We start from the raw sequence: 12,171 nt of genomic DNA on the forward strand, positions 1-12,171 counted from the left end.
GTAATGGCGTTCGATTTTTTCCAATCACTATCTATTCTTAGAGTAATTGCATCCACAAAACATAACTAAATAGGTGGAATATGAATGCATTTATTCAAGGGCTTCCAAAAGTAGAGCTGCACTTACACATTGAAGGTTCGTTAGAACCGGAGCTGCTGTTTGAACTTGCAAAACGAAACAACATCGACATTCCATATGACTCTCCAGAGACATTACGCCGCGCTTACGAATTTGAGGATTTACAGTCTTTCCTCGATATCTATTATCAAGGCGCGAACGCGCTGCGAACCGAACAAGATTTTTATGATCTCACTTGGGCATATTTAGAACGATGTAAAGCGGACAATGTCATCCATACCGAGATCTTCTTTGACCCGCAAACGCATACCGACCGAGGCATTGATTTTGATACTGTTATTAATGGCATATACCGAGCCATGCAAGACGGTCACGATAAGCTTGGTATCACTTCGCAGATCATCGCGTGCTTCTTGCGCCACCTTTCAGAAGAAAGCGCCTTTGAAACGTTGCAATCCGTCCTGAATCATCAAGATAAAATTATTGGTGTGGGGTTGGATTCTTCTGAGCAGGGGCACCCTCCAGAGAAGTTTAAGCATGTGTTCCAGCAAGCCAAAGTGGCGGGTTTACTAACCGTTGCGCACGCAGGGGAAGAAGGGCCAGCGCAGAACATTATTGATGCGATAGAAATGCTTGGCGTTAACCGTGTCGATCATGGTGTTCGCTGCGTAGAAGATGCGTCTTTGGTAGAAAGATTGATTGAGAGCAAAATGCCATTAACGGTGTGCCCACTTTCCAATATTAAATTGTGCGTGTTTGATAACATGGCGCAGCATAATATCGTCGAGCTACTTCGTAAAGGTGTGGCAGTCACGATCAATTCAGATGACCCCGCTTACTTTGGCGGCTATATGACAGACAATTTCTTAGCGGTGAGTAACGCTCACTCGATGAGCAAACAGGAGTTGGCTCAGTTCACTATTAACGCCATCAATGCAAGTTTCATCAGCGATGGATTAAAAACAGAGTATCGTGCGCAGGTAGAAGATTATCTGACTGCTTACCAGTAGGAAAAGGCAGACAGTGAAAGGGCTAGTTTGTTAGCCCTTTTTCAAGTGCATGATCAATATTATTGCTGACTTGCGTCAAGGTACGCCTTGGAAGACATATTTGTCCAAGCCCGTACTTTGGTTAAATACTGTTGCTGCGACTCAATAATCTCTTTGGTTAAAGGATCATTACTGGCTTGTTCTTGGAGCAGATCCTCGGTCGCTTTTTGCATCGCTTGCAGTACTTCTGGTGGGAAGTCTCGGACTTTAATATCAGGGTACTCTGCACTCATTGTTGCCCAGCTATTTGCGTTAGCATCGACTGCTTGGGTATACATATCAAAGGCAGCCACGCGGAACGCAGTTTCCAGAATTGAGCGTAAATCAGCGGGCAGTGTTTCCCATGTTTTCTTATTTACGAGGAACTGGGTTTCAGATCCAGGTTCATGCCACGCGGTGTAATAGTAAGGCGCAATTTTTTGGAACCCCATTCTTAAGTCAAAAGCGGGACCAACCCACTCTAACGCGTCTATCGTTCCTCGTTCTAGCGATGTGTAAAGTTCACCGGGTGCGATATTGGTCGGTTTTGCGCCAACCTTTGCCATTACCTCCCCAGCAAAGCCCGGAATGCGGATCTTCAAGCCTTGCAAATCATCGAGAGAGTGGATCTCTTTCTTAAACCATCCTCCCATTTGGATATCTGAATTACCACCAGGAAACGACAGTAAGTTGTGCGGGGCGTAGACCTTTTCCATCAACTCCATGCCTCCGCCTCGGTAGAACCAAGCGTATTGCTCGGTCGAAATCATGCCAAAGGGCATAGAAGAGAAATAGAGGGTATTGGGCACTTTTCCTTTCCAGTAATACGAGCTTGAGTGACCCAGATCGTATTGGCCTGATTTGACCATATCAAAAATACCTAATGGCGCTTTGTGCTTGTTAGCGGAATCAATACGAATCACCAAGCGTCCATTGGACATCTCTTCGGCTAATTTCGCCATATTTTTGCTGGCATCGCCGAGAATCGGGGTATTTGGTCCCCAAGTTTCTGCGAGTTTAAGTCGGTAAACCTTATCGGCACCGAAAGCGGAAAAAGCACTCAGCATCAAAGGCAGAGTCCAGGCGGTGGTGAGTAGCGAGCGTAATATCGGTTTTGTAGGCAGCATGACAGAATGACTTCCTTATTCTTTTGTTTGTAATGCTTACTAGCTTTTATTTTGTTGATTTTTTAGTCAATCTTATTTTTATGCTTGCATTCACTTGGGCTCAGACGGAAAACCTAAGCAAAATGATGGAACTAGGGGAGCATGCTAGGCGTGCTGCCATCTGAGGATGAGAACGTATGCCGTAGTAGTGATCATGAGAGCATGATCTTCATACCAAAAGTGCAGTGTAGGTCACGGTGATGGGAAACGAAAGTAGTGTTGCCTTTAACCTCCCCCCCCATTTAAAAAAGCGGGGGCTTCGAGGGACAAAGCCCCCAAAAATGAAAAGGCATTAAATTGCAAATAGACGAGTAACGGGTAGAGCGTGAAATATTTGTGAAATTTGCAGGGGAAAAGCACGAATGTTATGCAGTTGAGACAGTTTATAGCTCATGAATCAAGATTGTAGCTAGTGTGGCTAATTTTTAATCAGTGTAAACATAATGCCAGAGACGCGAGAATGAGAGTAGACAAGCGGCCCGTTGGCAGGGGCCGCGATGTGAAACTATGGCTGTTGTTTAGTCGGTGCCAATGCGATTTCACGGATACAGACGTTCTGTGGTTGTTGGTAAGCAAACACAACGGCACGAGCAATGTCATCAGCAGCAAGTACGCCGCCCATGTCTACTTTCCATGCATCGTAACCATCTTTGATGTCTTGAGACGTAGTGTGAGAAAGCAGTTCCGTTTCTACAGCACCCGGTGCGATAGTGGTAACACGAACGTTAGACGCCGCCACTTCTTCACGCACGTTTTCGGAGATAGCGTGCACCGCGAACTTAGTACCACAGTATGCCGCGTGATCTGGGAAGGTTTTCTTACCTGCGATAGAGCTGATATTGATAATCGTACCGCTATTGCGGGCTTTCATCGGAGCAAGAACCGATTGCATGCCGTTTAACAGGCCAAGCACATTCACATCAAACATGCGCTTCCATTCTGAAGCATCCTGAGCATCAATTTGACCAAGTAACATTACACCGGCGTTGTTCACCAACGCATCTGCTGGTCCAAATTTCTCTTCTGCTTTCGCAATAGCGGCTTCAAAAGAAGATTTGTCTGTTACGTCTACTTTCTCACAGAGTGTATTTGGTAAGTTCAGTGCTTCCAAACGTTCTACGCGGCGAGCCAGAAGAAGAAGAGGGTGGCCTTCATCGCTTAAGCGACGTGCGATAGCTTCACCAATACCTGAGCTTGCACCCGTAATTACGATCAGTTTTTTCATCTTTTGTTTCCTTTTTATTCTTGCTTGAAAATCGCTTTGTTTGAAAGCAGTTGTTTCGCTGCAATGTGGGTAATATTAAGGAAATGACATTTGTTGATATATATCACTTTAGCTAAAACACTGTTGTTGGCTGGAAACAATAGCGAATTACCTTGCTTTATAATAGACATAAAAAAGGCGCACGAATGCGCCTGTAGAAGGTTGAATGAAATGTTATGAAGATTCCGCCGCGGTACAGACGACACTGTTGTCACTACCAAAGCCGTTAGGCACATAAGCATCGGCGTATGGATCGTTCTCCCATTCTTCGTCATCAAACAGGTAACGGAATTCAATATTTTGCTCCTTCGGCAAGCGTGTCTTAAATTTAAACTGGCCACTTTTCTTTACGAGTTTCATGGGTTCTGGTTGCCAGTTGTTAAAATCGCCTGCAATTTGAATCGATTGCCACTGATTTTTGTCTAGCTCGAACGTGACTTCGACTTCATCTTTCGTTTTAAAGAATCTCTTTTTAAGCATTAACTCTTCCTTGTTTGTTCAAAAACCGTTCTAACTATTACTCAGGCTTCACAGGAATTTCAAGCCTTATCGAACGGTATTCGATGGAGACTACGGATGAATACGTTTTCTGTATGGGTTGTGGAGTGTCTCACTTGTAAGCAAGAACGGTTTCTGTATGATGAAGACTCACCGTATTTTGAAGATGTTGTATGTTGAGTTTTAACCGCACATTCACAACGACGATGCTTTGCCTGCTAGCCATGCTGCTAACGGGTTTTGCCTCTAGTGTGCGTGCGGCGAAGGTGCAGATAGAGGCACTGTGTGCTCAAGAGCAAAAATTTGATCTTCAGCAGCACCAGAGGGTGAACAAAAGCGATTGTGTTGAATCGCATCACAGTGACCACCTGATGGAGAAAGGACAGCAAGCTCATACAAGCTGCAGTTCTTTATGTATCGTTAAAATGCCTATCAACTTGTTGCATGATGACTTGATGCTGCTGCCCCACCAGCTTGCTCTTATCGATAAATCATCAACGCCGAAAGCCGTGGCCGTGGTTTATAAAACTTACCGCCCTCCAATTGTTTGATTCCCACATTCATCATTCTCCAGTACCGCTGGATTCTTATTAATTAGTGAATATGGCACTCGTGTGTCAGAAGGAATCAAACATGAAAAAACTACTCGCGCTATGCAGCACTCTTTTACTGACATTTACCACTCACGCTGCGCAATTTGAAGAAGGTAAGCATTACAAAGTCTTGGATGTGGAAAAAGCCAGCAAACCCACCGTTACGGAGTTTTTCTCATTTTACTGCCCACACTGTTATAAATTCGAAGCAGTGGTGGAGAACTTAAAATCAGCACTACCAGAAGATGCAAGCTTTGAGAAAGTTCACGTTGCCTTTATGGGCAGTGATATGGCGGTGCCAATGGCAAAATCATATGCAACGATGGTGTCGTTAGGTGTTGAGAAAAGCATGGTTCCGGTTATGTTCGCGCAGATCCACCAAATGCGCCAAGCCCCACGCGATGAAGTCGAACTAAAGCAGATCTTTGTCGATAATGGTGTGGATGCGAAGAAGTTTGACGCGGCATACAATAGCTTTGCTGTAAACTCGATGCAAAAGCAGTTCGATAAGAAATTTGAAGAGAGTACTCTGACAGGGGTACCTGGTGTATTAGTGAATAACAAGTACATTGTGCTTGCGAACGAGATCCGCAGTTACGATGAGTACAATGAGTTGGTGAACTACTTACTTACCCTGTAAGCATTGACGCAAAATCAAAAATGGCGACCTCGGAGGTCGTCATTTTTATGTAATTAATACCAGACCATGCATTAACACAACGCCAGCAGTGAGCTTTCCTCTCATTAGTTGATAGCCTTTTGGCTCTACTTCTTTCTCTACTTTTCTTATTAGTTTTTCTGCGTACCAAACTGCGACATAACCAATGGCTAAGAGTAGCGTTGCCACCATGTGATTCTTGTTGCTTTGCAATAGGGCGGCCCAAGCGAGCAAGACGAATAGGTTACTGAGTATCAATGCATTACGACTAAGGCGATGGTAATAATGGTCGATGCCGTTGCCCCATAAATTGCCAGACAAAAAGCTCAAAATAACGGCGCTGTATGTGATGAAAAATTGCTGGCCGTTTAAGTCAAACAATACGGTGTCAGTAAGGATGAGTACTAAGCTAAACAGAAAAGGAATGAGGCCTAAATATCCCAGCTGTAACATGGTAGAACGTGTCGTCGCCATAGCAGTCTTCCTTATCGTTATTGTTCGGTGGCATTAGTAAGCGTAGTACTTATCTAACCAAGTAACCTAAGTGAGAACGACTTGGCTTGCAGACGTGCCAATGCTCGGAATTCAGCCCCTTTAAGCCAAATGAGTATGCATAAAGTGAAACGTTGGACGGTAGGATAGAGCGACGGGTAGAAAAGCCGCACGAGTATGCGGCTTAGAACAGTTTGATAGCTAAGTGCTTATGCGAGTTTCAAATCGAACTGATTACGGTACGCGACCATGTCTTCGATAGTCAGTACAGGCATGTTATGAAGGCGGCCAAATGCGACGATTTCCGGCGTTTTTGCCATTGTGCCGTCTGGGTTTGTGACTTCACACAGTACACCTGCAGGTTGTAGTCCCGCCATCTGCATGAGATCAACCGTACCTTCGGTATGACCACGGCGAGTCATTACACCACCAGGGCGAGCGCGAAGTGGGAATATGTGACCTGGGCGAGCCAAGTCGTCTGGCTTTGCATTTGGATTCGCTGCGGTTTTGATGGTTGTCACGCGGTCGGCCGCAGAAACACCCGTTGTTACGCCTTGCTTCGCTTCGATTGAAACAGTGAAAGCGGTTTGGTTTGCGCTGTTGTTGTTCACAACCATTGGTGGAAGTTCAAGTTTGTCTGCTTGAGCATCGGTCAGGCATAAACAAACAATGCCGCTGCATTCGCGGATCATCAGTGCCATTTGCTCGTTTGTTAGGTGCTCAACTGAATAGATAATGTCGCCTTCGTTTTCACGATCTTCATCATCAAGAAGAAGCACGCCACGGCCTTCTTTGAGAGCGATAAGTGCGTTTTCAACACGTGTGATTGGGTTGCCAAATTCGGCAAGTAGTGATGACTGATTCATGGTTAACTCCTAAATATCACCAGAATCAGGGCGGTATGAGAGATCGTTGTGTTCATCATTATAACCACAAGTTTACGCGCTAATGAATGGCATAAACCCGCACTTAACAAAAAACGCGATCAAAAAGAAACGCACCAGAACTTCTCAATAATTTGATAAATACATTGAGTAAATATGCTGGTGTATTCTTATTCTCTTTCATCCGGACTATAACCGTCGGCTCTGGCATTTCACCAGATCTGCTGACCTCGATAAATCGAGCGCTCGCGGGCTCACTCAAAAGAGTATACCGCCGGTGGGGAATTTCGCCCCGCCCTGAGAACATTGAGTCCGAACTTAACATTATTGTTTAGTCGGAAATAAAACTCCGACGACTCAGCATGAGCGGTCGGAGTAGAGATAGTACTGCGTACACTAAGAATTGAAAAGTCGAAGGTAACTATTTGATGGAAAAGTGTGCTATCGATTGAAATGATCGGTACGAATAAAATGATCGATCTGTTCTGGCACAAAGGTGTTATAGATTAGGCTGGTATGGGTTTGCTTTGTTTCGATATGATCCTGCATGCCATCTAGTCGAGTTTCTTCTACGGTGACGGTTCCATCTGAGAGTGTGTGGTCTTTGTGCATCAGGATTTGTCGTGCGCCAATCGGCATGGTGCCAGCGATGCTGCCGAGCTTTTGCGGGAAAGCCCAAACATCTTCATGCATATTGAGGCCATGATGAGGCGAATTACCCAACATGACACCAAAACCAAGATCCTGAATGCGAGTTACGATGGACGCCCCTTTCAGCGGAGAACCAATCGCGACGACATGCGAAATCAAGCTAGTAGTTGGCTGCCTGTTTGCGAGGTAGCGTTTAATCATCAACCCCCCCAAACTATGGCCCACCAATACGTTAGCAGCGAAAGGATTAAGTGCATGATCAATAGAGTCAAACAGTGATTCTTCATTAATTGATACGGTGTTGTAACTTAACACCTTTGTTTCGTAGCCAAACTTACGCAGTTGTTGGCTAAGAGGCTGCATGACGAGCCCATGCATATAAAGACCATGTAAGATGATGATTTTCATAACACCTCCTAGATTTGTGACGTTGACTTTATCCTACTAAATTCTGCACTGAACTACTGTCGGCGAATGAGCAAATCTTGCACTTCATTTTGTAACAAATGGCGATTTAGCATTGCCGGTTGCAGTAATTCACCAATACTGACTTCAATTCGAGACCAGAATCGAGCTGGATGCTTAGTTAATGCGTGTCCATCTTTGTGGCTGAAGAACGATCCCCATAAGCCTTTTAACGCCATTGTAGTCACAGGAACAGGTGTTCGGCTTAGGAGCTTCTCAACATCAGGTCTGAATTCACCCAGTTCACCATTTGACGTTAATCGACCTTCTGGGAAGATACTAACCACTTCATCGTTATTAAGCGCTTGCTCGACTTTCTCGAAAGCACTTTCGTATATCTCTGCGCATTTGCGTGGTGAACAGATTGGGATGACGCCAGCATGACGGAAAACGTACTTAAGAACGGGCAGTTCACTGATTGATTTATCCATCACAAATCGCATCGGGCGGGTCGATGTGCCCATTAAGATAAGTGCGTCTACGTAACTGACATGGTTTGCCACAATCAGGGAAGCGCCTTGCGCTTCAATCGCATGAGTAACCGCATCATGGTATTGTTATGGATAGTTAATCTTTTCTAAAAACGAGATGGCTTTCTTCGCCACCATTGTGGAAACTTTGCTTTCGGTCTGGGTGATCTTTAGGGTAGGTGAAGCAATCATGCAAATAAGAAGCAGGCAATTCTATCGCTAAATCAGCACCTTCTTTTTTACCTAGTCCGTCATTAAGTAAGCTTGAGGTATGTTGTGGTCCACGTTTAGGGTGATATTGCTGAGACCGGCAACAAATTTTATAGAAAATATGTTTGGATTACGTTCATCTTGTTGTTTTTATAAATAATGAAAATAGACGTATAATGGATGGCTATTTTTTATTTCAGTCAAAATTCATTCTAGGTGAGAGGGATAGGATTCACGCGAAATCGACAATTATAAAATGAATCCAAGAAATGCAGGATTTATATGAATTAGAGCGTAAGCTAGTGGAAGGCGGTGCAGATATGAAAGGCTTAAAAGTGGAGCCCGCGATTGTGGATGAAGAGGGCAAGATCGTCTATTTAGGCCGTTCTCCTTCCATGTTGAGAAACATCATTAGTTGTCAGCAAAAGCTTACGCAACGAATGAAAAAATAAAACAAGGGTCTGATAGTATCAGCCCCTTGTTCTTTTTTATTCAGAGTGGCTATTAACGTTTAAACGTTACTTGTTCTTGTTCACCAAGATGAATGTGTGTTGTCGCTGGTTGAGTTTCCGCAATCACTTTACCGTGACGAACGGAGTAACGCACTGGCACTTGGCGGCGTACTGCATCAAAACCGTTTTCAGCAGGAAGGATCAGTAGGTTACCAGGTTTGCCTTCTTCAATACCGTGCTTGTCTTGAATGTTCAGCGTACGGGCTGAATTGGTGCTGATCAGATCCAGTGAGTTATTGATTTGATCGTAACCCATCACTTGGCACACATGCAGACCCATGTGCAGAACTTGCAACATATTCGCTGTACCTAGTGGGTACCAAGGATCAAACACATCATCATGACCAAAACATACGTTGATGTTGGCATTCAGCATCTCTTTAACGCGTGTTACACCACGACGTTTCGGGTAGTCGTCAAAGCGACCTTGTAGGTGAATGTTCACCAATGGGTTTGCAACGAAGTTGATACCAGACATGCGCAGTAGGCGGAATAGGCGAGAGGCATAGGCGCCGTTGTAAGAGCCCATTGCCGTCGTATGGCTTGCTGTTACCTTGTGGCCCATATTGAATTTGTGCGCTAATGCTGCCAGTGTTTCAACAAAGCGAGATTGTTCGTCGTCGATTTCATCACAGTGTACGTCGATCAGACGGTCATATTTTTGTGCCAGTTCGAACACATAGTGTAGGGATTCAATACCGTATTCACGAGTGAACTCGAAGTGTGGGATTGCACCGATAACGTCTGCCCCCAGTTGAACGGCTTCTTCAAGCAACTCTTTACCGTTAGGGTAAGATAAGATGCCTTCTTGTGGGAAAGCAACGATTTGAATGTCGACCCACTCTTTCATCTCTTCACGCACTTTCACCATCGCTTTTAGTGCGATAAGGGTAGGGTCAGAAACGTCAACGTGAGTACGCACGTGCTGAACCCCATTGGCGATTTGCCATTTTAGTGTTTGCTTTGCACGTGCTTTGACGTCTTCAATCGACAGCATTTCTTTGCGTTCAGCCCAGCGCTCGATCCCTTCGAACAGTGTACCAGAGATGTTCCAACTCGGTTCACCAGCAGTCTGGGTTGTATCTAAGTGAATGTGCGGCTCACAAAAAGGTGCGACAACCATGCCGCCCTCGGCATCGAGTACGTCACCTGAGTAATTTAGCTCTACATTATTGTTTTCAATACGCTTGAATTGACCATCCTCAATCAGTATTTGCTGGAGACCTTCCTGTCCCTTTAGCGTAGCGTTTTTGATCAATAGTGTTGTCATGCTGATTCCTTACGCTGGCTGTTCAGCCAGTGTCTTTTTATTAAGAATGGGATTAAGAGTCAGGTAGCTGATTGCGCCGCCTAGTACTGCGTTAACAGGAACCACACCTGGAAGGAAGTGACCCGCTGCTACACCAATGACAACGGCGATAATGCCAGCCCAGTTAACAGTTTGGAACTCCGCCGCGTCGAAATTTTTATAACGTTTACGGTTTACTAGGAAATCCGCGATGATAACGCCGCCAATCGGTGGAATAGCAAGTGATAGGAACGTTAACCAGCCAACAAAGTTATTGTAGAGCCAAAGTGCGCAAAGTGTTCCTACCACGCCATTAGCCATGGAAATGTATTTACTTGGTAAACCAGTGATGTTGGAGAAGCCAAGACCGGATGCGTAAAGCGCATTGTCATTGGTTGTCCAAATGTTCAAGCCTAGAACGATAATGGCAGGGATCAATAAACCTTGCGCGATCATCACTTCGGAAATGTCAGACTGACCGGTTACCGCTGCACCAGCAGCGCCAAAGACAAACATGAGTGAGTTACCAATAAAGAAGGCAATCATGGTCACCATGACGGCGCCTTTTGGCTTTTTACCGAAACGGACAAAATCGGCCGTTAATGTACCCGCACTAATGAATGAACCAACTACCATTGCCAATGCGACTGAGAAATCAAGGGGCTCAACTGGTTGTACATTTTGTAACTCAGCGATACCACCGATGCTGTTTATCGCTTCGATCACGGAGTAGCCGCCAAGTAGTGCAATGGCAGGAACAGCAATCGCCGATAGAATCATCAGTGCAGAGATACCAAAGTAAACGGTCGCGGTCATTAAGAGACCAGAGAGAATGATGAGGGAGTTAGTGTCAATGCCTGTCGCCTTGTGAACCGGAATGGCAAACATTGCCACGCCAACACCGAACCAGCCAACTTGTGTACCACCAAGCAGTGCGGAAGGGAGCCAAGAGCCTTTAGAGCCAAAAGAGAAACGAGCAAGAAGGTGAGTAGAAAGACCAGTAGAAGCGCCGATGTAACCAAGGAAAGAAGTGTAGATGCCGAGAATTAGGTTACCAATGAGAACAGCGAGGAGGAAATCATCAAAAGAAAGGCCAGTACCGAGCGAACCGCCCGTCCACATACTCGCGGAGAAGAAAGTGAGTCCTAACATTACCATGGTTAATGAAGCGACACCCTTTCTGGCACTGTTAGGAACTGGTCCAAGACTGTAGTTATTGTCTGCAGCCATTTTTACCTCCGCAAAGAAAAATAAAATGAATTATCGAACCCAAATTCTGGGTAAACGGCGCGTATTATCGTGATGTAAATTCCATAGTCAATGTGTTTTTTGTTATTAAAACGTTTGTCTGAGGTTTTTTTGTTATTTTTTGATTTTAAATCAGTGGTTTGTAATTTATTTTTAGAGTAAAAAATGTTTGTTAATGGCCTCTGCATTTTACTGAAAGTGTAATGAAATCGGTATTATTTCCGTTAATGTTATGTCCTGTTTGAATTTGATGGTTTCTTTCTTAAGTCTGTTGCTGTCGTCCCTTTATGAATGAAAAAGCAAACGTTTTCTTGGTGTTTATTTTTGTTGTGTTCATTATTTGAACGCAATCTGTCAAATTTGGTTGTGGTTATGATGGTTAGGTGGCGTTTTTGGTCTGGAGTGTTTATTTTTTATGGTTATCTTGACCGTAGGTGGCCAATGAAGGATGAAATGATTTTGTGTGTGGCGTGGTGCAAGCCGGTTAAGTACGTAAGGAAAGAATAGTGGGGGGTAAAAAAAAAGCCAACCGCAGCAAAGCGATTGGCCTATGTATGCGTGAACAAGTCGAGTTCACGAACAACGTCAGTTGGCTAGGTGACCCTCGGCTTAAAAAGGGTCACTATAAGCATAGCAGTTCATGTGCATTTTACCTTAAATAATATG

The 12,171-nt window shown here is 44.6% G+C and carries 13 protein-coding genes, 2 pseudogenes and 1 riboswitch; of the genes and pseudogenes, 5 read left to right on the forward strand and 10 right to left on the reverse strand.

Annotated features, from left to right (window positions below):
- Nucleotides 1-80: 80 nt before the first annotated feature.
- Nucleotides 81-1,088 carry an adenosine deaminase gene (locus tag AK966_RS14115; protein WP_099080356.1) on the forward strand — a complete coding sequence of 336 codons (1,008 nt, stop codon included), beginning with the start codon at nt 81-83 and terminating at the stop codon, nt 1,086-1,088.
- Nucleotides 1,089-1,147: 59 nt separating this feature from the next.
- On the opposite strand, the gene AK966_RS14120 is transcribed toward AK966_RS14115, so the two are convergent.
- The 3 genes from AK966_RS14120 to AK966_RS14130 all read right to left on the reverse strand — a co-directional run bounded on the left by AK966_RS14120 (nt 1,148) and on the right by AK966_RS14130 (nt 4,016).
- The gene (locus AK966_RS14120) at nt 1,148-2,173 is read right to left on the reverse strand and encodes a TRAP transporter substrate-binding protein (protein WP_259343776.1); all 1,026 of its coding nucleotides are present in this window, start codon (nt 2,171-2,173) and stop codon (nt 1,148-1,150) included.
- A gap of 604 nt (nt 2,174-2,777) precedes the next feature.
- Entirely contained in the window at nt 2,778-3,497 is a 720-nt protein-coding gene (locus AK966_RS14125; protein ID WP_099079093.1) for an SDR family oxidoreductase, read from the reverse strand.
- Nucleotides 3,498-3,710: 213 nt separating this feature from the next.
- On the reverse strand, nt 3,711-4,016 hold the full coding sequence (locus AK966_RS14130; RefSeq protein WP_099079092.1) for an isoamylase early set domain-containing protein: 306 nt from the start codon (nt 4,014-4,016) through the stop codon (nt 3,711-3,713).
- Between the two features lie 191 nt (nt 4,017-4,207).
- On the opposite strand from AK966_RS14130, the gene AK966_RS14135 reads away from it, so the two are divergent.
- On the forward strand, nt 4,208-4,585 hold the full coding sequence (locus AK966_RS14135; RefSeq protein WP_099079091.1) for a hypothetical protein: 378 nt from the start codon (nt 4,208-4,210) through the stop codon (nt 4,583-4,585).
- Between the two features lie 82 nt (nt 4,586-4,667).
- On the forward strand, nt 4,668-5,267 hold the full coding sequence (locus AK966_RS14140; protein WP_099079090.1) for a thiol:disulfide interchange protein DsbA/DsbL: 600 nt from the start codon (nt 4,668-4,670) through the stop codon (nt 5,265-5,267).
- A gap of 45 nt (nt 5,268-5,312) precedes the next feature.
- Here AK966_RS14140 and AK966_RS14145 read toward each other — a convergent pair whose 3' ends face one another.
- The 5 genes and pseudogenes from AK966_RS14145 to AK966_RS20200 all read right to left on the reverse strand — a co-directional run.
- Nucleotides 5,313-5,759, reverse strand: coding sequence for a DUF3429 domain-containing protein (locus AK966_RS14145; protein WP_099079089.1), 447 nt, complete (start codon nt 5,757-5,759; stop codon nt 5,313-5,315).
- A gap of 227 nt (nt 5,760-5,986) precedes the next feature.
- Nucleotides 5,987-6,643 carry a 3,4-dihydroxy-2-butanone-4-phosphate synthase gene (gene ribB, locus AK966_RS14150; RefSeq protein ID WP_099079088.1) on the reverse strand — a complete coding sequence of 219 codons (657 nt, stop codon included), beginning with the start codon at nt 6,641-6,643 and terminating at the stop codon, nt 5,987-5,989.
- A gap of 186 nt (nt 6,644-6,829) precedes the next feature.
- A riboswitch (FMN riboswitch) is annotated at nt 6,830-6,970 on the reverse strand.
- 132 nt (nt 6,971-7,102) lie between these two features.
- A complete protein-coding gene (locus AK966_RS14155; RefSeq protein ID WP_099079087.1) occupies nt 7,103-7,720 on the reverse strand; it encodes a cobinamide adenolsyltransferase in 618 nt (205 codons plus the stop codon).
- A 53-nt stretch (nt 7,721-7,773) separates the two neighbouring features.
- Nucleotides 7,774-8,307: pseudogene (locus tag AK966_RS14160) on the reverse strand (1-acyl-sn-glycerol-3-phosphate acyltransferase); the annotation flags it as partial.
- Nucleotides 8,308-8,337: 30 nt separating this feature from the next.
- Nucleotides 8,338-8,494 (reverse strand): annotated as a pseudogene (locus tag AK966_RS20200) (phosphohydrolase); the annotation flags it as partial.
- Between the two features lie 232 nt (nt 8,495-8,726).
- On the opposite strand from AK966_RS20200, the gene AK966_RS14170 reads away from it, so the two are divergent.
- Complete coding sequence (locus tag AK966_RS14170; RefSeq protein WP_099079086.1) at nt 8,727-8,909, forward strand: hypothetical protein; 183 nt, start codon at nt 8,727-8,729, stop codon at nt 8,907-8,909.
- A 52-nt stretch (nt 8,910-8,961) separates the two neighbouring features.
- Here AK966_RS14170 and AK966_RS14175 read toward each other — a convergent pair whose 3' ends face one another.
- Both AK966_RS14175 and codB read right to left on the reverse strand, forming a co-directional pair.
- Nucleotides 8,962-10,239, reverse strand: a complete 1,278-nt coding sequence (locus tag AK966_RS14175; protein ID WP_119464381.1) for a cytosine deaminase — start codon at nt 10,237-10,239, stop codon at nt 8,962-8,964.
- 9 nt (nt 10,240-10,248) lie between these two features.
- The gene (codB, locus tag AK966_RS14180) at nt 10,249-11,487 is read right to left on the reverse strand and encodes a cytosine permease (RefSeq protein ID WP_119464382.1); all 1,239 of its coding nucleotides are present in this window, start codon (nt 11,485-11,487) and stop codon (nt 10,249-10,251) included.
- A 524-nt stretch (nt 11,488-12,011) separates the two neighbouring features.
- Between codB and AK966_RS19965 the strand changes: the two genes are divergently transcribed.
- Nucleotides 12,012-12,167, forward strand: coding sequence for a hypothetical protein (locus AK966_RS19965; protein WP_182852686.1), 156 nt, complete (start codon nt 12,012-12,014; stop codon nt 12,165-12,167).
- The last annotated feature ends 4 nt before the right edge of the window (nt 12,168-12,171 follow it).

The sequence above is a fragment of the Vibrio sp. PID23_8 genome (assembly GCF_003584965.1).
GTDB lineage: Bacteria > Pseudomonadota > Gammaproteobacteria > Enterobacterales > Vibrionaceae > Vibrio.